The organism is Thiorhodococcus mannitoliphagus, from assembly GCF_010915725.1.
Taxonomy (GTDB): domain Bacteria; phylum Pseudomonadota; class Gammaproteobacteria; order Chromatiales; family Chromatiaceae; genus Thiorhodococcus; species Thiorhodococcus mannitoliphagus.
The window spans coordinates 1-24210 of sequence record NZ_JAAIJR010000027.1 but is presented as its reverse complement, the minus strand read 5'-3'; the positions used below and the strand labels follow the sequence as shown (position 1 = coordinate 24210).

Genomic DNA, 24210 nt, shown 5'->3' with positions numbered 1-24210 from the left:
CGTCGGATTCCCGCGCCCAGTTCTTGAGGCGACTCACCGAGACGGCCCCAGGCCGGAAGGATCGCGACCGCGCCCGCTGGTGCGGACTATAATCCGCGACCTCTTATCCCCTTAGGCGGTTGTCGGAAAAGCTCAGACCTGATGGCGCCGGACCGAGGTTTGCCGTCAAGGAGCAGCGGCGGGAGCATCACCGGGCGCTGTGACCGCCGCTGCGACGCGCAAGACGGGCCTCGAGACAAGTCGTCAGCGGGGATACACTTTGACAGAAATCACCCTACATCCTAGCTAAGAGGCCGTCTGAAAATCATCGTCGAGGCCCCGATGGACGGGTGGAGGGGCGCATTCAGTCGCCCACCCGCACTGAAGGACTCCTAGGACGCGTCTTGCGGAGACTTACATGAAGGTTTTAATCATCGGTGGCGGTGGACGCGAGCACGCGCTCGCCTGGAAAGCCGCCCAATCGCCCCTTGCAGAGAAGGTCTTTGTCGCGCCCGGAAACGGTGGTACCGCGCGTGAGCCTGGCCTAGAGAACGTCCCCATCGCCGCCGATGACATCTTCGGACTGCTGGGCTTTGCGCGCCGAGAGTCGATCGAATTGACCATCGTCGGCCCAGAGGTGCCGCTGGTCGCCGGCGTGGTCGATGCCTTCCAGGACGCCGGACTGCCCTGCTTCGGCCCGACCCAGGCGGCGGCTCAGCTTGAGGGCTCCAAGTCCTTTGCCAAGGACTTCCTCGCCCGCCACGAGATTCCTACGGCCGCCTATGGGGTATTCACGGACATCGAGCCCGCTCTGGAGTATCTCCGCCAGGTCGGCGCACCCATCGTCGTCAAGGCCGATGGCCTGGCCGCTGGTAAGGGCGTCATCCTCGCCAACGACCTCGCGATCGCCGAGAAAGCGGTGCGCGACATGCTCGGCGCCGGTCGTTTCGGCCAGGCCGGAGCGCGCGTCGTCATCGAAGAATTCCTGACCGGCGAAGAGGCAAGCTTCATCGCCATGGTCGATGGCCACACCATCCTGCCATTGGCCTCATCCCAGGATCACAAGGCCCGTGACGACGGCGATCTTGGACCCAACACTGGCGGCATGGGCGCCTATTCGCCGGCACCCGTGGTCACACCCGAGATCCACGACCGCATCATGCGCGAGGTCATGGAGCCGACCGTGCGCGGACTCGCCAGCGAGGGCCTGCCCTATGTTGGCTTCCTCTACGCCGGTCTCATGATCGCGCCGGACGGCACGCCCAAGGTCCTTGAGTTCAACTGCCGCATGGGCGACCCAGAGACCCAGCCGCTGCTGATCCGGTTGAAGTCCGATCTCGTCACGCTCTGCCACGCCGCGCTCGAGGGTCAGCTCGACACCCTCAGCGCCGAATGGGATCCGCGCCCCGCCCTTGGGGTGGTCATGGCAGCCGGCGGCTATCCTGATGCCTACGAGAGCGGCAAGCCCATTTCAGGGCTGGATGAGGTCCCCGCCAGCGAGGCCAAGGTCTTTCATGCCGGAACGAAACTCCAAGGTAAAGAGGTTGTGACCAGCGGCGGTCGCGTACTTTGTGTCACAGCTCTCGGAAATGACATCTCGACCGCGCACACACTAGCCTATCAAGCCGTCGATCGGATTCACTGGGATCAATGCTATTCTCGACGCGACATTGGACACCGTGCCATCGCGCGAGAATCCTAAGGGAGGCATGAGTCCATCGCGCTGCCGCGCCAGGGCAAAGAAGCTCTAGGCTGAATCGAGTGCCAGGCAGGGCCCTTCAGAACACGATAAGGTTGTTCGATCTTGGGGCCTAGGGGCGAAAATCTGCCCAGCTGCGGCCCGACGGCAATGCAACGGGAATGCACAGCCACCAGTGCAAAGCACCTGGAGCCCAGTCCTATGGCGAACGACTTTTCGGACAAATCCTTCTTGGTCGTCGACGATTTCCCGGATATGCGCTCGGCGATCAGGCATCTGCTGCGCTCGCTCGGCGTGAGCACGCTCGAGCAGGCGCGAGATGGTCAAGAAGCCATCGCCCAGCTCACCCGTACGAGCTTCGACGTCATCCTATGCGACTATAACCTCGGCCCAGGCAAGGACGGGCAACAGGTGCTCGAGGAGGCGCGTCACCGGCAACTCATCGGGGTCAATACCATCTTCATCATGATCACTGCGGAGAACACCCGCGAAATGGTCATGAGCGCCATTGAGTATTCGCCGGACAGCTACCTCGCCAAGCCCTTCACCAAAGAGCTGCTGCGCACCCGGCTGACCAAGCTGTTTGCGGCAAAGGCGAACCTCGCCGAGGTCAACAAGGCCCTAATCGCCAAGGACTATGCGGCCGCAATCTCCGAGCTAGACCGCCTGATCGCCGCCAAGCCGAAGAATCTCTCCGAACTCATTCGCACCAAGACCGACATCCTGCTGACGGCCAAGCGTTATGAGGAGGCCAAGAAGATCTTCGAGGACGTGCTCGGCGCGCGCGACCTCCCCTGGGCGAGACTCGGGCTCGGCAAGGTCTATTTCTGGCAGAAGAAATACCCGCTTGCGCAGGAGGTCTTCGAGCATATCGTCGGCCTGGATGCGAATATGATCGCGGCCTACGACTGGCTGGCCAAGACACAGACCGCGCTCAAGCAGTTCACCGCGGCCGAAAAGACGATACAGAGCGCCGCCCGGCTATCCCCAAGGGGCCTGCCCCGCCAGCAGCTCCTCGGTGAGCTTGCGCTGAGCAATGGCAACACCCACGACGCGGAACTCGCCTTCGGCCGCGCCGTCGCCCTGGCCAAGCACTCGGTCCTCAATCACCCATCGCTCTTCGCCGGCTTGGCCAAATCCAAATCCGCGAACGGCAAGCACGCCGAAGCCCTCAAGGTCGTCGCTGACATCGGCAAGACCTTCGCTAACGGTCAGGAGGCCGAACTCTATGCCGCAACGGCGACCGCCACCGTCAAAAAGGATCAGGGCGACATGGAAGGCGCCGCCGCAGCCTTGAAAGCGGCCGAGGAGAGCATGCAGCAGATGGCCACAACGCGTCACTCCTCCAAGGTGACGCTTGAGATGGCCAAGACCTACGCGCAGCTTGGCGAGCAGAAGAAGGCCGAGAAGCTCATCCACGAAGCGATCGCCAACAATCACGACGAGGAGGAGCTGCTGATGGAGGTGGTCCAGGTCTGCCGAGACGCCGACCTGGACTATGACGCGGAGACCGCCATCCGTGAGATCCAGCAGGCGGTGGTCAAGACCAACAACGAGGGCGTGCGTCTCATCAAGCAAGGCCAGTTCGAAGCCGCCATTCAGTTGCTGAGCGGCGCGGCAGACGAGATGCCGGGCAACAAGACAATCAACCTCAACGCCGCCAAGGCCATCATCATGAAGATGGAGAGCATGGGTGCGACCGCCGATGACATCACTGCGGTCAGGCACTTCATCGAGCGCGTTAGAGACTTGGATCCAAACGATTGGCGTCTCGGCGATGTCATCTCCCGCCTGCGCCAGCTAGCAACCGGAGCCTCCTGACAACGAGGGCAAGACGCATGGACTTTTCCGACATCCTCGCCTCCTCGATCCACGACATCAAGAACTCGCTCGGGCTTATCCTGAGCAGCGTCGACGAGCTGGTCAACGATCCTAACAACAAGATTGCCGATGTGCGCCAGGCCAGTCTGCTGCAGCATGAAGCACAGCGCGCCAACAACAACCTCATCCAACTGCTCACGCTCTACAAGATCGGCAACCAGCAGCTCGCCGCGCGCGTCGCCGAGCAAAATCTGGAGGATTTCCTCGACGAGGTCATCGCCAACAACTCCGCCCTCTGCGAGTCCTTGAACATCCAGCTGAGCTCCGACTGCGATCCGGACCTGAACGGCTATTTCGATGCCGATCTCATCCGCAGCGTCCTCGACAGCACCATCGGCAACGCACACCGCTACGCCAAGACCGAGATCCAGGTCAACGCAACAGAAGAAGACGGCTATCTGGTGATTCGCGTCGAGGACGATGGCGGCGGCTTTCCCGACTCACTGTCCGGACTGCTGAAGAACATGGCCAAGCAGCCGCAGGAATCGCAAGCGCCAGGCCGAACGCAGCTGGGCCTCTTCTTCGCCACGAGCATCGCCGAACTCCACCAGAACAACGGCAAGCGCGGACGCATCGAACTCAAGAATGGCCATCGCCTACCCGGCGGCTGCTTCGAACTCTGGCTGCCCTAGCCCGCACCCATCATGACTCAAGATCCTGCGCAGGCCGCCGTCACACAGGCCATGACGGACTCCAAGCCCATCTCTGGCGTTGTGACTCGACTTGTCATCATTGTGCTTCTCGCGCTCACCGCGTGCGACCTCTCTGCAGCGACCGATGTCCGGATGCTGATCGACGTCTCGGGCAGCATGCGCAAGAACGATCCCGAGAACCTGCGGGTCCCTGCCCTGCGGCTCGTCAATGAGCTGCTTCCCGAAGGTGCGAAGGCCGGCGTCTGGCTCTTCGCCGAAAAGACGGAGGTCTTGGCGCCACCAGGGACCGTCGACAAGGCATGGAAACGCAAGACAGGCGAGCGACTCACACGCATCCACTCGCGCGGCCTGCTCACCGATATCGAGCAGGCGATTGCGACCGGAACGCGCGGCTGGGACGCGCCTGCCGGCGCCGACGACGAGCGACATTTGGTGCTCTTGACCGACGGCTTAGTCGACGTCTCCAAGGATGACACGGCGGACGCCGCCTCCAGAGAGCGCATCTTGGGCGAGCAGCTCGAGCGGCTCAAGGGCATGGGGGTCAAGGTGCACGCAGTCGGACTCTCAAGCAATGTCGACATGGCATTGATGCGACTCTTGACCAAAGAGACCGGCGGCTGGCTGGAGACCGCACAAAATGCCGACGCACTCCAGCGGATCTTTCTTCACATGCTCGAGCAGACGGCCGAGCCAACGACGGTGCCGATCAAGGGCAACCGCTTCGAGATCGACGACCAAGTCTCGGAGCTGACGGTGCTCGCCTTTCGCGCCGAGGGCGCCGACACCGCACTGATCTCACCGAGCCGCGAGCGTCTCTCCGCAAAGCAGCACGCCGACACCATCACCTGGCGCACCGAGCCCGGCTACGACCTCATCACCATCAAGGATCCCGAGGCCGGCACCTGGCGGCTCAAGGGTGTCGAGGACCCGGACAATCGGGTCGTCGTGGTCACGGACCTGCAAATCGCAGCGGCACAGTTGCCGAGCGCACTGAGCGAGGGCGAGAAGCCCGAGATTGAAGTTTGGCTGACGGATCATGGTCAGCCCGTCACACGCGAGGACCTGCTCAAGGTACTGACCGCAACGGCGGAGATCTCACCGCTCGACCGCCCTGTGGAATCGACTCCCGACCAAGAAGGGCAGGCGCCCGCGCGCGAGGCCGGTGAGCATGACGCACCCGCCCCAGACGCAGCCTCCGAGCCGGCAGACAAAGGTCCCGCACTGCCCGCTACGCTGCAGATGGCGCTCGACGCGCAAAGCGGCCACTTTGCCACCAAGCTCGACACCCAAGCACTCGGGACCGGTAGCTATGAACTCAAGCTTGTCATCGACGGCGGTACCTTTCAGCGTCAGACCGTCAAGCGCATCAAGGTCTCTGGTGCTCCGATCGCGGTCGATTACGACCAGCAATTGCCGTCGCCGGAGGACCCAATCGCACGGATCAAGATGCGGATCACAGGCGAGCCGGACCTGATCAAGCCTGAGAGCCTACTCGGCTACCTGCAGATCACGGCCCCCGGCGGTAGCAGTTCCGTGGTGGAGATTCCCGAGTCGGCGCAGCTTCCCCTCGGCATCAAGGTCCCAGTCCAAGAGCCCGGACACTATGTCATCAAGGGCCAGTTGATTGCCACCACGCTCAGGGACGACAGCGTCGTCTTCCGCCCCAAGCCGCATGAACTCAACTTGGATTTTCCCGCGCCCGCGACCACTGAGCGCACGGGAGAGTCCCCCAAACCCCCAATCCAGTGGCTACTTCTGAGCAGCTATGTACTGGGTGGCAATCTCCTCCTGGGCATCATCTTGGGCCTCACCTGGTGGCTGCTCAAACGTTCGGCGCCAGCCGCCGTGATCGCGAGTGAAACGCCCGAACCGAAGAAGGCCAAGACGAGGAAAGGGTCATGACGACGCTCGAGATTGGCGCATTGATCCTGGCCGGCGAGTTCGCCCTCATCGCCTGGATCATCCTCTTCATGATGATGCGCCATCAGCACAAGCGCTCCCATGAAGACCACGCCCATGCGGGGGCCGTCATGCGCCGCTTAGAAACAGATGAATTCTCACGGCGCGATGCCTTGACAAGCCTGTTCGAGAGCACCTACCACCTGGAGGGCGACGACCTGGCGGCTAAGGTGGATGAGTACATCGTCCGCGAGAAGGCCTTCTACAGCGCCATGCTCAGCCTCTACCTCAGTCGTGATGGCGCCATGCTCAAGAAGATCCCCGAGGAGCTGACCAAAGTATTGACACCCTTGGCCGAGATGACGCCGACAGGAATGATCGATGCCAGCCAACTCAACGACCTGGAGAATGAAAAGGCGGCACTAGCCGATGAACTCGCCAGCACCAAGGACACGCTTGAGGAGCTGATGGACGAGTACATGGCTGCGTTCAAGAAGAATCAGGACGAAGCAACGGCAGAAGAAACACCCGCGCCAGCGGGCGAGCCGGACCAGGCGGCGCCCCCGGAACCACCGGCGCCTACCCCGTCCGAGCCAGCCGACAATCAGCTCGAAGACGTGGAATTTGACATTCTGCCCGAGCAAGTGGACGTTGAAGCATCACAACCTGACGCAGCCGCGCCGGAAGCGATCGTAGCGCCCAAGCCTGAGCCTGAGCCTGAGCCGGTTGCCGAAGAAGCCGTTGCCGAGGAGCCCACCGCAACGCCCGAAGAGCCATCATCGCTCAACGAGGAACCAATCGATCAGGACGCGCTCGACGCCATGCTGGATGCCTTCGGAACGCAGAATCAAGCACCGCAGCCGGAGCCAGAACAAGAGCCCGAGCAGGAACCGGAGCCAGAGCCAGAGCCAAGCTCGGCCACTCAGGCCGAATCGCCGGAGGATGAAGAGGCGCGCGCGCGTGAGGAGTTGGAAGGCCTCGCAGACCTCTTCGGTGAGCCGGCCGACAAAAAATGAAGCGCTCCATGATCTCGCCATGAGCGCGGAATTCAGCCTCGATCATCCTTTGATCCAACCACGCGGTCGGTGGGAGCGGCGCCCCGCAGGCTGGGGGTGAGCGCCTGGCTTGCCCGCGCCGGACGGCGCGCAGGTCTTGTCCTGGTCACGCCGCTCTAGCGGTGTGACCCCTGCGATAACGCTGGAGCTTCCTTATCAGTTCAACCCAGGGTCAGTTCGACCCAGGACTCGCGGCCTGCACACCGGTTCGAGCAAAGGCGACCAGATGCTTCGCCTCGAGCCGAATGCCGATCTGCGCGCCCGGCGCGTACTGATGATGGCTCGGCAAGAGGCAGAGGACCTCGGCACCGCTCGGTAGCTCGAGCCGGTAGAGGTACTCGGCCCCGCGGTAGGCGCGCTCGACCACGGTCGCGCGCACCGGGCTGGCATCGTCGTCGACCAGGTCGTCGGGTCGAATCAGCACCTCGGCGGGCAGGTCGAGCGCCAGGCCATGCGGTCGTGTCCCCGCGATCCGGCCGAGTTCGGTGCGCACGCTGAGCGCGTCGATGGCCGTCGCGGGCAGGAATGCACCCTGACCGATGAAGTCAGCGACAAGGCGGTTGACCGGCTCGTGGTAGAGGCTGAAACCGCTGCCGCACTGCTGGATGGTGCCGTCGGCGAGCATCGCGATACGGTCTGCCATGGCGAAGGCCTCGAGCTGGTCGTGGGTCACGAGCACCGCCGTTACCCCCTCGCGCTTGAGGACCTCGCGGACCTCGCGCGCGAGCTGCTCGCGCAGCGCGGCATCCATGCTGGAGAAGGGCTCGTCGAGGAGAAGCACCTCGGGGCGTGGTGCCATGGCCCGAGCGAGGGCGACTCGCTGCTGCATACCGCCCGAGAGCTGATGCGGAAAGAGTTCGGCCGTATGTCCAAGACCCACCAGCTCGAGCAGCGAGGCGACCCGAGCGCGGCGCTCGCGCCTGGAGAGATGACGCAGCCCGAAGCCGATGTTGCGTGCGACGCTCAGATGCGGAAAGAGGGCGAAGTCCTGAAACACCATGCCGACGCGCCGCTCCTCCGGCGCGAGCATCTGACCCGGCGTCGCAACCCTGCGGCCATGGATCCAGATCTCACCCGAGCTGACCGGCTCGAAGCCCGCGATGGCCCGCAGCAGCGTCGTCTTGCCGCACCCGCTCGAACCCAGGAGACAGCCGATCTCGCCCTCGCCGAGTGCGAAGGAGGCAGCGCGCACGACGGCGCGCGCGCCGTAGCCGACGTCGACGTCGCAGAGTTCAAGCCGGTTGGACATGGCGGGACCCCGTGATGGAACGGCTGAGGAGGATGACCGGGATCAGCCCGGCGAGGACGATGGTCAGCGCGGCCGGCGCCGAGTCGGCCAGACGCTCGTCAGAGGCTAGCTCGAAGGCGCGCACGGCCAGGGTATTGAAGTCAAAGGGACGCAGGATGAGGGTGGCCGGCAGTTCCTTCATGACGTCCACGAACACCAGCAGCAAGGCGGTGATCAGGCTGCCGCGCAGCAGCGGGACGTGGACCCGCCAGAGCAAACTCGCGGGGCGGACACCCAGAGAACGTGCCGCCTCGTCCATCGAGGGTCGGATCTTGCCAAGCCCCGTCTCGACGCTTTGCAGCGAGACGGCCAGGAAGCGCACCAGATAGCCGAAGACCAGGGCGACCAAGGTGCCGCTGAGCAAGAGTCCGGTCGAGACCCCAAAGGTGGCTCGCATCCAGGCGTCGACCTGGTTGTCCAGCCAGGCGAAGGGGATGATGACGCCGATGGCGATGACGGTGCCGGGGATGGCATAGCCGAGCCCGGCGAGACGCACCGCGAAACGGACGGGGCGACTCGGCTGCAAGCGCCGACCGTAGCCGAGCAGCAGGGCGAGCAGCAGCGCCAGGAGGGCGGCGAGCCCGGCCAGCCCGAGCGTGTTGACCACCAGCTCGAGGAAGCGGGCATCGTAGGCTGTGTCGGCCAGACTGACGGCCCAGACTGAGAGCTGCCCGGCCGGGATCAGGAAGCCGAGCAGGAGCGGCAGTGCGCAAAAGAGGGTGGCCGCCGCGGCCCGCCAACCGCCCAGCCGATAACGACGGATCGCCTGGTGGCGCTGGCTGGTGTGGTGGTAGCGGGCGTGGCGACGCGAGTAGCGTTCCAGTGTGATGAGCACCAGGATGAAGCCCAGCAGCAGTGCCGCCAACTGCGCCGCTCCAGCCGGGTCGCCGAGGCCGTACCAGGTGCGGAAGATGCCCGTCGTGAAGGTCTGGACACCGAAATACTGCACCGTGCCATAGTCGGCCAGGGTCTCCATGAGGGCCAGCGAGAGACCGGCGGCGATCGCCGGCCGAGCCAGCGGCAGCGCCACTGTGAGGAAGGTCCGCCAGGGGCCGTTGCCCAGGGTTCGGCTGACGTCCAGCACACAGATGGACTGCCCCAGGAAGGCCGCGCGCGTGAGCAGATAGACGTAGGGATAGAGCACCAACGACAGCATGACGGCCGCGCCCGGTAGCGAGCGCACCTCAGGCACCCAATAGTCCCCGTAGCCCCAGCCGGTGAGCTGGCGCAGCCCGCTCTGCAGCGGGCCGGCGAAGTCCAGCAGGCCGGTGTAGGTGTAGGCGATGATGTAGGCCGGCATGGCCATGGGCAGCAGCAAGGCCCACTCGAAGAAGCCGCGTCCGGGGAAGCGGCACATGCTGGTCAGCCAGGCCGTCCCCACGCCGCCGACGAGGGTGCCAAGCGTCACCCCGAGCATCAGCAGGAGCGAATTGGCGACATAGTCGGGCAGGACCGTCGAAGCCAGGTGGTGCCAGGTCGCACCGGACGGCACCAGCAGGAAGCCGAGGATCACGAGCACGGGCACCGCGAGGAGCACCGCCAATGTGACCGTGCCGATCGCCCAGAGCCGACCGCCGGCTCCCCGCGTCAGCACGCCTGCGAAGTCGCGGCGCGGGGACGGCTGGGGTCGATCCGCCGGCCCTTCAGCGGCAGTGGCCGTCGCCAAGCGCGGCTCAGCGCCAGCCGGCACGGTCCATCAACCGCAGCGCCTCGGCATTGAGTTCACCCAGGCGGCTCAGATCCAGGTCGTCGGCCTTGAAGGTGCCCCAGGCGGCGAGGGTCGGGCTGAGCGCCACGCCGGTCCGGACTGGGTACTCGCCGTTCGCCTGCGCATACCACGCCTGCGCCTCGGGCTCGGCCAGATACTCGACCAGCCGGACGGCGGCCTCCCGGTGCTTGGCGGCTGCGGTGACGGCGGCCCCGCTGACGTTGACGTGGGTGCCGCGCCCTTCCTGGTTGGGCCAGAACACACCCATCGCCTCGGCCGCTGCACGCTGCGCCGGCTCCTCGCTCTCGAGCATGCCGGCGAGATAATAGGTGTTGGCGACGGCGATGCCGCACTCGCCAGCGGCCGCTGCCTTGATCTGATCGCGATCGCCGCCCTTGGGCGGGCGCGCCAGGTTGGCGACCAGTCCCTTCGCCCAGGTCTCGGTCGCCTCGACGCCGTTGGCGGCGATCAGCGAGGCGACCAGGCTCTGGTTGTAGATATTGTCCGAGGAGCGGATGCAGATACGCCCCTTGAAGGCCGGATCCGCCAGGGCCTCGTAGGTCGAGAGGCTGGCTGGGTCGACCTGCTCCTTTACGTAGAGGATGGGGCGCGCGCGCAGCGTCAGCCCGACCCAGTGGCCCTCCGCATCCCGATAGCTCGCGGGGATGACCTCCGCGAGCCCCTCGGACAAGAACGCCTGGGTCACGCCCGCCGCCTTGGCACGGTGCAGGTTGCCGGCGTCGGTCGTGATGAGCAGATCCGCCGGCGAGTTGGCCCCCTCGCTCTTGAGCCGCTGCAGCAGCGCGGCGTCCTTACCCGTGACCAGATTGACCTCGATGCCCGTCTCCTGCGTGAAACGGTCGAGCAGCGGCTTGATAAGCGCCTCCTTGCGCGAGGAATAGACATTGACCTCGTCGTCGGCAAAGACAGGAAAGGCGGCCAAGCAGGCTGCCGTCAAGGTGATCGCGGTAAGGGTGGCAAGGTGTCGTCTCACGGACAGCGGCTCCTCTGAATCGTCGAATCGGTGGTTGGTCGTCACGCGCGGCTTTCGCGTCCAAGTATCAATAATGATAATAAGACTGCTTCTCAATATCAACGCGTGATTTCCGACATAGGATTCGCGGCGGCGTCGAGCGGTGTCGCGAGAGAGGACGAGCGTTACGCCCGGAAGGCCTCGATCATCCTCCGATCCAACCACGTGGTCGGTGGGAGCGGCGCCCCGCCGCGACGGGCGCGCGATCGCGGCGGGGCGCCGCTCCCACGGCGCTTCGCCCAAAAGATGCGAGGGGCCTGCCCAACGACGGGGCGGTCCGAGGATCAACGCATCTCGCTCGGTGCGCGGGTGAAGCAGTGGCGTTGCTCCCAGCCGCTGCAAGCGGTTGATCACGGATTTCGGTGCAGATGTGGCGTTTCGGCGTTAAACTCGCGAACTTCGAACATGACCTTACCCAAAGGGCGCGGGGCGGTAGGATGGGCAAAGTCCGCACTCGGGGCTTGAGCGTCACCTCGGCGCTGGACGGACGCGCCCATCCTGCAAAGCGCTGAGCTGGGATGATGGGCACGCCCCTCTACCCTCGGCACTCCGAAAGAAGCGCATCGCCAGGGCTTTGCCCATCCGGGATCGGAACTGCGGGTCTGTTGTTTCTCGGAAATCACCCTGTCTGGACATGTGCTGCTTCAACCGACCCTACGATGACCAGACGCAAGCACGCGTTCGGCTCGAAACAGAGGCAAAGCTGCTGATCCAGGAAAACATCAAGGACGGCAGGTGTCGCCTTGTCTGGTCTTCCATACTCGACTTCGAATGCAGTAAGAATCCGTTTCCAGAGCATCGACAAGCAATCCTGCAGTGGCGTCGATTAGCAGATCGATGCATTCAGGTCTCCCCCAAGATTGCTTCTAGAGCCAAGCAACTCGAATCGCAAGCTGTAGCGCGTTTTGATGCACAGCATGTCGCCTGCGCGCTCGCCAGTGAAGTCGATCTCTTCGTTACTACGGACGATCGCCTGCTCAAGAGACTCCGCAAACTCGACCTGCTCGCGGCACGACTGCCGGGCGAAGCACTGGCCACACTAGAGCACTGGTATGAAGACTGAAGCCGAAATCCGAATGGCGGGTATGCAAGCCTTAATCGGTGCGCTCGGGCTTGTTGAAGCAGAGCGCTTTCTTGCCGCCGTGTCGCGAGATAAATTTGACTATACGGAGTGGCGAAGAACAGGACTACCGGATCTCAGTATTGATGAGATCGCGGCCGCCGCGAATCAGTTGTCGGATCAACTGAATCACGAATGAAGGCCACCTCGCGCGCAATCATTCAGCGCTGTAAAGCGGTTTGGGCCGATCACGCTCGCAGGCTTTGATGGGTTCAGGTTGCCAAATTGTGCCTGGGTCATGCCGTGGGCAGCGCCACACCCGAGCGCGCTGCGGACCACCCCCACGTCAGGCTGGCGGCGCCTCCCTGCGCCACCCGGTTCCCGGTCGATTAGTCGAGCGCAGGGAATGGTCCGATGTAGCCGACGTGCGATTCCTTGTCGTCAGGGCTTTGAGCCTGGTCCTCGTCCGACTCGCCGTAGGGATGTTGAGTCACGAGAGTCAGGTAGCCATAGCCACCGATGTTGGCGTGCCAGAAGGGCGAGGTCGTCTCCGCGCCGTACGGCGTGGTGGCGATGCGGGTCAGCATGCGGGTGTTGAGATCATAGCTCCACACGTAGTCGTTCTGATGAGCGCTGGTGTCCTCTCCGATGACAAGAGACCTGTACTTCGGAAGGTAGGTGAGGTTGTCAGGCGAGGCGATGCCGTCGACATCACAGGTATTCGCTGAAAGCTCCGTGCCGCTGTAGTCCTTGGGGGTGCCAACCACGACGCCATGCATGTCGTAAGCAACGTAGCTGCTATTGATGGATCGACCAGCGGTGTCGACGGCCCCGCCATGGAGGTTCATGCCGTAGACGGCACCGCAGGGGTTCCCCTCATCAAGACGGATGTGATTGGGTCCGCCGACATCGTTCGAGGAGCCGTCTTCCATCCCCTTGCGAAGCTCACTCATGGCAACGTAGAGGACATTGTCGTCCGGATTGTAGGTGAGCCCTTCCTCCTTACGGAATTCGGTGGTCGCACCCATGTGCGCCGCATAGAGGCGGGTCTCAAGGCGTGACGCGACCTGCTCCATGCCGGACTTGAGACGCGTGCAGAGCAGACCTTCGTCGTAAGTATTGGTGCTGAGGTAACCATCCGGGCAGGTACCCGCATCGGCGTCGAGCGGGTCGATCTTGTCGAACATATCGGCGAACGTCGTCCAGCTCTCGATCGCGGCGCGGACCTCCTCATTCGTGGCATGCCCGAGATTGATCCACTCGATGTTCGCGCTACCCGCACCGGCCCCTGAGGTTTGGACCCAGCGCGCCGCATAGAGCGTACCCGCGCTCAGGTCCTCAGCCTCATCGGCGATAAACATGAAAAGCCCGACGTTGGTGCCGTCATCAGACAAATAGACGGTTCGGCGGTCGGGCATGACATAGGCCAGCTCGTGCGCGAAGCGTCCCATCGCGAAGTGTTTAGCGACCTCGTGATCGCCGTTATCGGAGGTGATGCGAACCTCTGGGATCCAGCCGAACATATAGCCGAAGTAGGCCGCATTGTCGGCACTATTCTCGATCTTGTTGAAATCCGCAATCGCCTGCATGTGCGCGTCGTGCCAGCTCGGATCATTGAACCAGGCTTGGTCAGCGGCATCCGCGTCGAATAGCGCCATGGGAGGTTCGTACTCCTCGGAGCCAAGGTGCGTGCCCCAAGGCGTGGTCATGCCAGCGCAATTGACGTAGGTGCCGTAAACGTCAGAGAAATCCGCAGCGCGCGTGGAAACCGCAGTCAGGTTCCCGTCGCCACCTTGCTCGAGCTTGGTGATGTAAGCACCGCCGAGGCTGCACTCGAGCTGAGTGACGGCAAAGAGGCTGGAGCCGTACTGCAGGATGGAGGTGTGGTCCGGACCTGAACCATTGGTACAAACCCAGGGGCTTCCATCCTCCAGCCGCAGCGGATCGCCATCCTTATCCTTGAGAAGCCCGAAGATCTCCGTCTCGCCCGCGGCTCCGTCAAGTTTCGGCAGCACTTGGTTCGTGCGCACGATGTCGTGATAAGCGATGTCATGCTCCTGCCCCTCGACGAAAACTGAGCTAGAGGCACGAATCTGGCGCTTTTCGTTCGGCGTCATGGGCACCGAAAGCGTCGAGAACACCAAATCACTGATCTGGAAGCTAACCGGCTCGCTGTTGTAGACAACAGTGCTCGAGCCTTGAGCACGATAGCCCACATAGGCTTGGAATGCGCCAGGATCGCTGAGACCCTTGATCACCTCGATCGCTTGGCTCGATCCTAGATTGGCTGCGGTAGCCGCCGCCAACAAAGCGTCCATGCGGCCATCCCAGAGGTGCCAGACACCGCCAGCGTCGCGATTGAGCCAAACGCCATTTTGTGACGCGACCAGGAAGAGGTCAGCGGGGTTGCCAAGGTCGCCAGCGGCTGGAGCGATCTGAGCGGAGACGTCAAGGCTGTCATCCGTTGCGAAGGGCGCACCCGTGCCGGCTTGCGACTGCACGCGCATCCCGAAGGTCGCGGATGTCGAGCCCCCATCGCTGGCAACACCAGCAATCTTATCAACGCTGAGATCCGCCTGCGATTGGGTACATCCGAGCGCCAACATCAACGCGGGGATGCTGCAAAGGGTCTTACTGAGCTGAGACATCGACTGCATTCCTAAAGTAGCAAGAGTTAGACGAGACCAAGACCCGCTGGTGGGCCTGGACGTGCGTTCGAACCGCGGAGACTAAGGAAAAAACAAGATGCTCGGATCAGGAAACGATGAAGATTCTATGACGACAGGATGACAATCGAGGGAGGCTCAGACGACAGCAGCGGGCATCGCATGCCTGACCTTGTCGCCGAGGAAGGCGCCGAATTCGCTTAGATCCCTGTAGCGCCCCGCGACCTCGACAATGTAGCCGAGCGTGCGCGGGAGGTCGGCGAGATAGTGCGGTTTGCCATCGCGGAGATTGAGCCGTGCGAAGATGCCGCACACCTTGAGGTGGCGCTGAAGTCCCATGAGATCGAACCAGCGCAAGAAGCGCTGCGGATCTTCCTCGCGGATGACGCCTGCTTGGCAGGCCAGGCGTTGATAGGCGAGCGCCCAGTCTGCAACCTTCTCGGCAGGCCAGGCGATGTAGCAATCGCGGAGCAGCGAGACCACGTCGTAGGTGACGGGGCCAACCACGGCGTCTTGAAAATCCAGCACTCCAGGATTCTCGGACGCCGTCACCATGAGATTGCGGGAGTGGTAGTCGCGATGCACACAGACTTGCGGCTGTTCGAGCGCAGTGGCGATCAGCAAGGCGTCTAGCGCCTCGAGCATGTCCGCTTCGGCCCGCGAAAGCCCCAGCCCCAAATGCCGGTCCAGAAACCACTCGCGAAAGAGCCCAAGCTCGCGCTTGAGAAAGGGCGCGTCGTACGCCGGCAGCCCCTGAGTCGGTCCGTGGGCCTGGATGGTCAGCAAGGCAGCAAGGGCATCGCCGTAGAGCCGGTCCGCGCTCGCCTCGCTCAGATGACTCAAATAGACGCGATCCCCGAGATCCGAGATCAGCAGGAAGCCCTGGGCTCGATCCTCGGCGAGGATCTCGGGCGTATTGATACCGATAGCGCGGAACCGGCGTGCGAGATCGACATAACGACCACAGTCTTCCTGCGCCGGCGGAGCATCCATGACGATGCGGGTCTCTCCGCCCTGAATCAGCCGCCAATAGCGGCGAAAGCTCGCGTCCGATGAGGCGGCGACCAACTCGAAGTCCGCTGATTGCGTTACCCTGGCGAGCCAGGCCCGCATGGCATCATTTCGTTCTGACACGCACATCCACCTCTGCGCCGCTGAGGTTGTCAGCGACCCTGCGTTTTCATGATTGGAACGGTTCTCGACAAGGCCGCATCCATTGCGCTGAGCGCTTTCCGATTGCCGCCCGAGACCGGATATGCCATGGTTGCAGGTTCAACTTCCACCGTCCACTCTTGTGTAGCGAGTCCGCCCGACGGATGCCGACCATGGTCGATCAAAAACGCAGCGCTCTCGCCTCGGCGCTGCTAGCCCTCATCGCCCTGTCGGGTCCCAGCCTGTCTGAAGAGCAGCCGAGAACCGCGGTCGAAGCCGATCGCCCCAGCGATTTTCAGCCGACGACGCCTGCGGATGATCGCCCCGCGCTGCCCCTCCTGACCCCAAGCGAGCCAACGCCGCCGGGGACAGACCTGCAAGGACTCGAGCCCAAGCCAGCCGCGCCGGCAGAAACCGCCCCCGCCAGCACCCCAGCCGTCACGCCCCATCCAGCGCCGCGTCGTTTAGGCCCAAGATCCGAGGACAAGCGGCTAAGCCAAGGACTGAGCTGGGACTACTGTGGTCCCAAACCTGGCACGACAGAGATGACCCCGACCGCGCCGTTCGGCGCCGACGCACAACCACCGACCGATATCACGGCGGATCGCGTCAGCTATGACCAAGATGCAGATCTGATCAGCTTGTTGGGAGATGTGGAGATCCTGCAGGAAGGCCGTCGGTTCGAGTCGGATCGTTCGAGCTATCGCCGCAGTAATGGCGACATCAAGGCAAGCGGGAATATCTATTTGGAGCTGCCAGGCATCCGGCTGGTCGGAGATGCGGCCAGCTACAACCTCGAAACACAGAAAGGCAGCATCACCAAGCCAGGCTACCGCATGTCCGGCAATGCGAATCTGCGCGGCGAAGCCGAGCAAGCATGGATGCTGAGCGAGCAGCAAAGCCGCTACCGCGACATCATCTACACGACCTGCCCGCCGGGAAACACCGACTGGTCCATCGCCGCGCGCGAGCTGGAACTCGATCAGGCCAGCGGGATCGGCATCGCGCGCCACGCGCGGATCCGCTTCGCGGACGTGCCCCTGCTCTATACGCCCTATCTGCGCTTCCCGATCGACGGGCGCCGCCGCAGCGGCATGCTCATCCCGACCTTCGGCTCATCGGAAGAAACGGGGACGGACATCAGCCTGCCCTACTACTGGAATATCGCGCCCAACATGGACGCCACCATCATCCCGCGCTACATGAGCACGCGCGGCCTCATGCTGGGCGGCCAGTTCCGTCACCTGTCCAGTTTCCAGCATCTTGAGATCGACGGCGAGATTCTGCCGCACGACCAGAAGGCCGAGAACGAGGGGGTGCGCGGCGCCTACCGCATCAAGCAGGGAGGCTGGCTGGGTTCACGCTGGTCTTCGTCCGTAGACTACGCCGCCGTCTCGGACGACCAATACCTGCAGGATTTCGGCAACCGCCTGGACGTCACCAGCGTGCGCAATCTCAGCCAGCGCGCCGACGTCCGCTACAGAGGCGACGGCTGGGGCTTGATCGGCCGACTGCAGCAGTTCCAGACAGTCGATGCCAGCATTCCCCCCGAGGACCGCCCCTACGGCCAGCTGCCTCATATCGAGTTCAATGTCGACCCAAAGACTTGGAACAAGCTCGCGGAACTCGACTTCGACGCACAGTACGACTATTTCGACCACAATAACGCCGTGCATGGCAGCCGCGTCGTCGCACTCCCGTCGCTACGCGCGCCGCTGCGCCGGAGCTTCGGGTATCTCATCCCGCGTGCCCGCCTCTACTACACGGGCTATGACCTGACCGGGCAGGAAGAGGGTGCCCCGGACCAGTTATCGCACCTGATCCCCAGTGTCGACGTCGACGGCAAGCTCATCTTCGAGCGTGAGGTCAATTGGCTCGGCACCCATGCCCTGCAAACCTTGGAGCCACGCCTCTACTACGTCTTAACGCCTTATGTGGACCAAGCCGACAACCCACTCTTCGACACCACTGCACTGGATTTCAGCTTCTCGAGCCTGTTCCGCCCCAATCGTTTCACCGGCTACGATCGCATCGGGGATGAGAACCGCCTGACCCTCGGCCTAACGTCACGCACCATCGCCAACCGCAGCGGTGACCAGCTGCTGCGCACCAGCATCGGCCAGGTTTACTATTTCGCCCAACCCCGTGTTCAGCTCGACGGCAACACGGACAGCACCGAGAGCGACATCAGCTCGTCCGTGGCGGGCGAGCTGTCAGCACGCCTGCACTCCGACTGGACCGCAACCGCCAGCCTGCAATGGAATCCCAACGAGACCGAGCAGCCTTGGGAGAAGCAAGTGCTGCAGCTCAGATACGCGCCGGACGCCAACCACCTCATCAACCTCGCCTACCGTTACAATCTGGGCAACCAGGAGTCCGAGGAGTACGAGGACACCGACCTATCCTTCAAGCTGCCGCTCGGCTCCAATGTCAAGCTGGTCGGGCGCTGGCTCTACTCAATGCTGAACGACGAGACCGTCGAAGCCTTCGCTGGGATCGAGGTCGGACGCTGCTGCTGGCGGCTGCGCCTGCTTGGACAGCAAATCAAGCGCAGCGCCACAGACCCCGCCAGCACCAGCATCATGTTGCAACTGGAGCTTGCCGGACTCGGATCCTTCGGCAATCAGATCGACAAGCTCCTGGAAAGAGGAATCTATGGATATCAGCCCGATTAGCCGTGCAGCCGCGCGGCGGCAGCGTCTCTGGTCTGGCGCGGCAACCCTGCTGCTCCTGACGATCAGCGTCGGATGCGCCCTGGCCGCAACCCAGGCACTGGATGCCATCGTCGCCGTGGTCAACGACGACGTGATCGTCCAAAGCGAACTCGATCGTGAGATCGAGATCGTCATTCCTCAGCTCCAACGCCAAGGCACGGCCATCCCGCCGCGACCGCAGCTGGAAAAGCAGGTGCTTGATCGCATCATCCTCAAGCGCCTGCAGCAGCAGCGCGCCAAGGATATTGGCATCAGCGTCGACGACGCCGCCCTGATGGAGGCCATGACCAATATCGCCAGCCGCAACGGCCTGTCGCTCGAGGAGCTCAAGGCAACGCTCGAGGCCGGCGGGATTCGCTTCGAGGACTTCCGCGAGGACACGCGCGCGCAAATCCTCACCAGTCGACTGCAGAACCAAGAGGTCGTCAAGAAGATTCAGGTCACGGACCGCGAGATCGACATCTTCCTGGAGAAAGAGAGCAGCCGGCTGGTCGAGCGCGAGCAGGTCAGACTGCAGCACATCCTCATCGCAGTCCCGGAAAATGCGTCTGCCCAGCAGCTCAAGACGGCCGAGGACAAGGCCAAGCGCCTGGTCGTAAAGCTGCGGGCTGGGGCGGACTTCGCTGAGGTCGCGGTGCGCGATTCGGATGGCCGCAATGCGCTGGACGGCGGTGATCTCGGCTGGTTCGAGATGGGCGCCGTGCCCAGTCTCGTCTCCGACCTCGCCTACACCCTGGCCGAGGGCGAGATCAGCGACCCACTGCGCAGCCCAAGCGGTTTTCACATCATCAAGATCCGCGAGATCAAGGCCGCGACCCCCGAAAATGTCACACAGACCCATGCGCGGCACATCCTGATCCGTACCAATGAGATCGTGTCCGACGACGACGCCAAGCGGCGCCTGAATCAGCTGCGTCAGCGCGTCATCGGCGGCGACGATTTCGCCACGCTCGCCCGCGCCCATTCCGACGACACCGGCTCCGCGCTCAAGGGCGGTGATCTCGGCTGGGTGAATCCAGGCGACACCGTGCCGGACTTCGAGGAGCAGATGAACACTCTACCCATCAATGGTATCAGCGAGCCCTTCAAGACCCCCTTCGGCTGGCACATCGTTCAGGTCCGCGAGCGGCGCAGCCAGGACACCAGCCAAGAGATCATGCGCATCAAGGCTCGCGAAGCGCTGCAGCGTCGCAAGGCCGAGGAGGCCACCGAGGAGTGGCTGCGACAACTGCGCGACGAGGCCTACGTTGAGATCCGCCTGGGCCAGGATTTCTAGTCATGGACCTGTCGCATCTCACAGCCGCCAGTCGCCGCGCGCGCCGGCGCACATGAGCCGCGCGACCCCACGTCTGGCGCTGACGCCGGGCGAGCCAGCCGGGATCGGGCCGGATCTCGTCGTCCGGCTCGCGTGCCAGGGAAATCGCGCCGAACTGGTCGCCGTGGCCGACCCGGCTCTGCTGATCTCGCGCGCACAGCGACTCGGTCTAGCGCTCAGCATCCAAGACTTTGACCCCACGGTCCCGCCCCACCCCACCAATCCGGGCACTTTGCGGGTTGTGCCCGTTGCGCTTAGCCAGCCCTGCTTCCCGGGACGCCTCGACCCGGCCAATGCAGGCTATGTCACTCAAACCCTGATTCAGGCCTGCGACGGCTGTCTCGACGGCACCTTCGATGCCATGGTGACCGCCCCGGTGCATAAGGGCGTGATCAATGATGCGGGCATCCCCTTCACCGGACATACCGAGCTACTCGCCGAGCGTTGCGGCGCGCAGCCGGTGATGATGCTCGCGGTCCCTGAGCTGCGCGTGGCGCTAGCCACGACCCATCTGCCGCTCTCCGAGATCTGCAAAGCGATCACACCCAAGCTGCTGACTCGGGTCATCCGCACGCTCGACCATGACCTGCGCACCAAGTTCGGCATTCACAAACCGCGCATCCTGGTCTGCGGACTCAACCCGCACGCAGGTGAAGGCGGGCATCTCGGCCGCGAGGAGATCGAGGTCATCGAGCCCGTGCTCGCGGATCTCAGGACCCAGGGCCTTGACCTGGTTGGTCCGCTTCCCGCAGATACCGCCTTTGTGCCAGACAAGCTCGCTCGGATGGACGCCGTGCTGGCCATGTACCACGACCAAGGCCTGCCGGTGCTCAAGCACCTCGGATTCGGGCGCGCGGTCAATGTGACCTTGGGACTTCCAATCATCCGCACCTCGGTCGATCACGGAACAGCGCTCGATCTCGCTGGAACAGCGAATGCCGACTTGGGGAGTCTGATTGCGGCCGTGGAGATGGCCAACGAGATGGTCGCTTCCGCCGCCCCGAACAAGGAAGGACGCTGAAGCACCCTGACGGGCGGGCCGAATGTGGCTCAGATGGGAAGCAAGTGACGTCGTTGCAGCTCGGCAGAACGCTGGATACAAGCCTGCACCTCCAGCGCGACCTTCAGCGCCTCCAATCCCGTGGGACCATCGACCAAGGGGGGCTTTCCCTCTTGGACGCAGCGCACGAAGGCGGCGATCTCCTGATCCAGGGGCTTCACGGGCTCAACCTTGATCTGCTCGCGCACGATCTCCGGACGCTCGGCACCCTCGACCGCTCGCGGGGCCGCGACGTCGATGGTCTGCTCGACGAAATCCAAAGCGAGATAGGCACCCCCTTGGAAAACGCGAATCCGCCGGGTCGGCTTGTCCGAAACTCGACTGGCAACCACGTTCGCGACGGCGCCATTGGCGAATTCGAGCCTGGCATTCGCAATATCCACGTGTTCCGTCAAGACGGAGGCACCAACCGCGGAGATGGAGCTGATTTCAGAGGCAACCAGCGAGAGGATGATATCGATGTCATGGATCATGAGATCCGAGACCACATCCACATCGGTCGCCCTTTCGACGAAGCCTCCCATGCGTTGCGCCTCGAGATAGAGCGGGGAGCGAATGCGCTCGGCCAGCGCCATGACGCCGGCGTTGAAGCGCTCTACATGACCGACCTGGAGAATCGCACCGTGCGCGCCCGCCAAGCGAACAATCTCAGCGCCCTCCTCAAGACTCGGCGCGATCGGTTTTTCGAGCAGGACGTGAATGCCGCGCTTGAGAAAGGGCCCAGAAGCCTCGAGGTGAGCCGTCGTAGGGACGACAACGCTGACGGCGTCGACCTCTTCGGCAAGCTGATCGATCGCAGGGAAGCTTCGGCAGCCAGCCTCGTCGGCGACGGCCCGCGCGCGTGCCGGATCCGTATCCACAACACCAACGAGATGGACGTGCGGGATCCTCGAGTAGATGAGCGCGTGAAAACGGCCGAGATAGCCAACGCCGACAACTCCGACTCTGAGCTTCTTATCGGTCTGCACGCGCGTCATGGTGAAAGCCTGAGTTTTGGATCGAAGTCACGGGGCGCCCTGGCGCAACGACCTATACAGCCGCAGCCTCAGCCTCAGCCGCCGACGCGGGGACCTGGCAGCGCCTGACGCGCGAACTCAGTGTGGCTGGAATCCGAGTAGAGAAAGAGCTGATACCCCACTGTGGCAGACATCCCAATCACTACGAAGAGTAACAACAACATCAGCGGATCCGGCCTCCGTTTCTTGCGTTTTGATGTAATCACGACTCTCGCCACTGGTTCGCGTAGACTTCTATAAACATCCTACAACTCTTTAAAAATAATACAAGCAATCTAGCAAGAATCGGCCGAATATCAGGCAATCACCGACTTAGGTCCGACACTTTGTTGGCTCAAGACAACTAGACGCACCGGAGAGACATGTGAGCGATTATTCCATCAAGGTCACCGCACAAAGCCAGTATCAGCCAGACAGCTCATCGCCGGACGAAGGCCGCTACGTCTTCGCCTATACGATCTCAATCGAGAACCAGGGGGCGAAGGCGGCCCAGCTCCTCGATCGTCACTGGGTCATCACTGACGCAGACGGCAAGGTCCAAGAAGTCAGGGGCCAGGGTGTCGTCGGCGAGCAGCCCCACCTGCGCCCTGGAGAGTCCTTTGAGTACACCAGCGGAACCATTCTCACGACCCCGCTCGGCAGCATGCAAGGCGCCTACGGCATGGTCGCGGAGGACGGGACCCGTTTCAAGGCCGAGGTTCCAGTGTTCTCACTCGCCTCGGCCCGCATCCACTGAGCAGACTGCAACGAGCACAAGTGCGCTGACGCGCATCCGAGGAGCGATCCGAGACCGACCTCATGCCAAGTTACGCCATCGGCGACATCCAAGGCTGCTATGCGGAGCTGCGACGACTGCTCGATCAGCTCGCGTTCGACCCCGAGCACGACCGGATCTGGCTCGTCGGAGATCTGGTCAATCGCGGCCCGCAGTCACTCGAGGTCCTGCGGTTCGTGCGCAGCCTCGGCGAGGCCGCCATCGTCGTGCTCGGAAACCACGACCTCCACCTCTTGGCAGTGGCCGCGGGAAACACGAAGCACTCTAAGAAAAGCACCCTGGACGCCGTTCTCGAGGCGCCGGACCGAGACGATCTGCTGCACTGGCTGCGCCATCAGCCGCTACTCCATCATGACCCCACCTTAGCGCTTACCATGGTTCATGCAGGTCTCCCGCCGCAGTGGGACCTGGACCAAGCCCGCCGCTGTGCCGGAGAGCTGGAGAGCGTGCTGAGAAGCGACGACTATCGAACCTTCTTGCGCGAGATGTATGGCAATCGACCCAGCCTCTGGTCTGCGGAGCTGAGCGGCATGGAACGACTGAGGTTCATCACCAACTGCTTGACACGACTCAGATACTGCGAGCCGGACGGGGGCCTTGCCCTGAAAGAGAAGGGGCTGCTCGGGAGCCAGAGTCCGGGGCGGCTGCCCTGGTTTCAAATGCCTGGAAGGCGGACACGTGGGGACAGGATCGTCTTCGGACACTGGTCGACCCTTGGCTACTGGTCCGGGGAGAATGTTTGGGCGATCGACAGCGGTTGCCTCTGGGGAGGCACACTCAGCGCCCTAACGCTGGACCAGGACCCAATGCGGGTCATCCAGCTCGACTGCCCTGGCGCACTGACACCCGGAGAGGCATGATCCCGAAGGCGCCTCACCTCTGCGCAGATCCGGCTGTTGTAGCGACTTCTGAATCACGACGATGCCCGTCTTGGGTCTTCGTCTTGGCAGCATCCGGCCATCAAGGGACACCTCGGAAGCTGGCCTATAACCGCATTGCGGCGAAAAGGGCACGCATTCCGGACTCCCTCATCGACCGCAAGAGGCCGCCCAACCCCGCAGATGATGGGCGGATCCGCTACGAGGGCTAAACGCGGGGAGTTGTCACTCGACCTGCTTGGCGCGGTGACTCCTGCGCCCCGGCAACGGAAATTCGCCGTCTTCGTCCCACTGACGGTTGTCGGCCAGTTGCTGACATTCGGCCAACGCCAGCGAGCGACCGCAATGGCCTCTTCCGTGGACGTTGGAGTCCGTCTGC

At 63.2% G+C, this 24210-nt stretch carries 18 protein-coding genes; 12 read left to right on the top strand and 6 right to left on the bottom strand.

Annotation, left to right across the window (positions count from 1 at the left end):
* Positions 1-397: 397 nt before the first annotated feature.
* The 5 genes from purD to G3480_RS08675 all read left to right on the top strand — a co-directional run bounded on the left by purD (position 398) and on the right by G3480_RS08675 (position 7127).
* A complete protein-coding gene (gene purD, locus G3480_RS08695; protein ID WP_164653480.1) occupies positions 398-1681 on the top strand; it encodes a phosphoribosylamine--glycine ligase in 1284 nt (427 codons plus the stop codon).
* 198 nt (positions 1682-1879) lie between these two features.
* Positions 1880-3499, top strand: coding sequence for a tetratricopeptide repeat-containing response regulator (locus G3480_RS08690; RefSeq protein ID WP_164653479.1), 1620 nt, complete (start codon positions 1880-1882; stop codon positions 3497-3499).
* Between the two features lie 17 nt (positions 3500-3516).
* The gene (locus G3480_RS08685) at positions 3517-4191 is read left to right on the top strand and encodes a sensor histidine kinase (protein WP_164653478.1); all 675 of its coding nucleotides are present in this window, start codon (positions 3517-3519) and stop codon (positions 4189-4191) included.
* 12 nt (positions 4192-4203) lie between these two features.
* Positions 4204-6114, top strand: coding sequence for a VWA domain-containing protein (locus tag G3480_RS08680; protein ID WP_240905699.1), 1911 nt, complete (start codon positions 4204-4206; stop codon positions 6112-6114).
* Complete coding sequence (locus tag G3480_RS08675; protein WP_164653477.1) at positions 6111-7127, top strand: hypothetical protein; 1017 nt, start codon at positions 6111-6113, stop codon at positions 7125-7127. The genes G3480_RS08680 and G3480_RS08675 overlap by 4 nt, the downstream gene beginning before the upstream one ends.
* 211 nt (positions 7128-7338) lie before the next feature.
* On the opposite strand, the gene G3480_RS08670 is transcribed toward G3480_RS08675, so the two are convergent.
* The 3 genes from G3480_RS08670 to G3480_RS08660 form a co-directional block, all read right to left on the bottom strand.
* Positions 7339-8415 (bottom strand): ABC transporter ATP-binding protein, encoded by a 1077-nt coding sequence (locus G3480_RS08670; protein ID WP_164653476.1) that lies wholly within the window; start codon positions 8413-8415, stop codon positions 7339-7341.
* Positions 8399-10048, bottom strand: a complete 1650-nt coding sequence (locus G3480_RS08665) for an ABC transporter permease subunit (protein WP_164653506.1) — start codon at positions 10046-10048, stop codon at positions 8399-8401. Before G3480_RS08665 ends, G3480_RS08670 begins: the two co-directional genes overlap by 17 nt.
* Positions 10049-10127: 79 nt before the next feature.
* Complete coding sequence (locus tag G3480_RS08660) at positions 10128-11156, bottom strand: Fe(3+) ABC transporter substrate-binding protein (protein ID WP_164653475.1); 1029 nt, start codon at positions 11154-11156, stop codon at positions 10128-10130.
* Between the two features lie 673 nt (positions 11157-11829).
* On the opposite strand from G3480_RS08660, the gene G3480_RS08655 reads away from it, so the two are divergent.
* The gene (locus tag G3480_RS08655) at positions 11830-12258 is read left to right on the top strand and encodes a PIN domain protein (RefSeq protein WP_164653474.1); all 429 of its coding nucleotides are present in this window, start codon (positions 11830-11832) and stop codon (positions 12256-12258) included.
* Positions 12248-12454, top strand: coding sequence for a hypothetical protein (locus G3480_RS08650; RefSeq protein ID WP_164653473.1), 207 nt, complete (start codon positions 12248-12250; stop codon positions 12452-12454). The genes G3480_RS08655 and G3480_RS08650 overlap by 11 nt, the downstream gene beginning before the upstream one ends.
* 190 nt (positions 12455-12644) lie before the next feature.
* On the opposite strand, the gene G3480_RS08645 is transcribed toward G3480_RS08650, so the two are convergent.
* Together G3480_RS08645 and G3480_RS08640 are read right to left on the bottom strand one after the other, a co-directional pair.
* Entirely contained in the window at positions 12645-14903 is a 2259-nt protein-coding gene (locus tag G3480_RS08645) for a PhoX family protein (RefSeq protein WP_240905696.1), read from the bottom strand.
* Between the two features lie 156 nt (positions 14904-15059).
* Positions 15060-16061 (bottom strand): aminoglycoside phosphotransferase family protein, encoded by a 1002-nt coding sequence (locus tag G3480_RS08640; protein ID WP_164653472.1) that lies wholly within the window; start codon positions 16059-16061, stop codon positions 15060-15062.
* Positions 16062-16246: 185 nt separating this feature from the next.
* Here G3480_RS08640 and G3480_RS08635 point away from each other — a divergent pair, with 185 nt between their 5' ends.
* The 3 genes from G3480_RS08635 to pdxA are packed head-to-tail and all read left to right on the top strand — an operon-like array spanning position 16247 to position 21123.
* Positions 16247-18748 carry an LPS-assembly protein LptD gene (locus G3480_RS08635; RefSeq protein WP_240905695.1) on the top strand — a complete coding sequence of 834 codons (2502 nt, stop codon included), beginning with the start codon at positions 16247-16249 and terminating at the stop codon, positions 18746-18748.
* Positions 18729-20063, top strand: a complete 1335-nt coding sequence (locus tag G3480_RS08630; protein ID WP_164653470.1) for a peptidylprolyl isomerase — start codon at positions 18729-18731, stop codon at positions 20061-20063. Before G3480_RS08635 ends, G3480_RS08630 begins: the two co-directional genes overlap by 20 nt.
* A 52-nt stretch (positions 20064-20115) precedes the next feature.
* Entirely contained in the window at positions 20116-21123 is a 1008-nt protein-coding gene (gene pdxA / locus G3480_RS08625) for a 4-hydroxythreonine-4-phosphate dehydrogenase PdxA (protein ID WP_164653469.1), read from the top strand.
* A 29-nt stretch (positions 21124-21152) separates the two neighbouring features.
* Here pdxA and G3480_RS08620 read toward each other — a convergent pair whose 3' ends face one another.
* Positions 21153-22139 (bottom strand): Gfo/Idh/MocA family protein, encoded by a 987-nt coding sequence (locus G3480_RS08620; protein ID WP_164653468.1) that lies wholly within the window; start codon positions 22137-22139, stop codon positions 21153-21155.
* Positions 22140-22542: 403 nt separating this feature from the next.
* Between G3480_RS08620 and apaG the strand changes: the two genes are divergently transcribed.
* Entirely contained in the window at positions 22543-22914 is a 372-nt protein-coding gene (gene apaG / locus G3480_RS08615) for a Co2+/Mg2+ efflux protein ApaG (protein ID WP_164653467.1), read from the top strand.
* A 62-nt stretch (positions 22915-22976) separates the two neighbouring features.
* The gene (locus G3480_RS08610) at positions 22977-23813 is read left to right on the top strand and encodes a symmetrical bis(5'-nucleosyl)-tetraphosphatase (RefSeq protein ID WP_164653466.1); all 837 of its coding nucleotides are present in this window, start codon (positions 22977-22979) and stop codon (positions 23811-23813) included.
* The last annotated feature ends 397 nt before the right edge of the window (positions 23814-24210 follow it).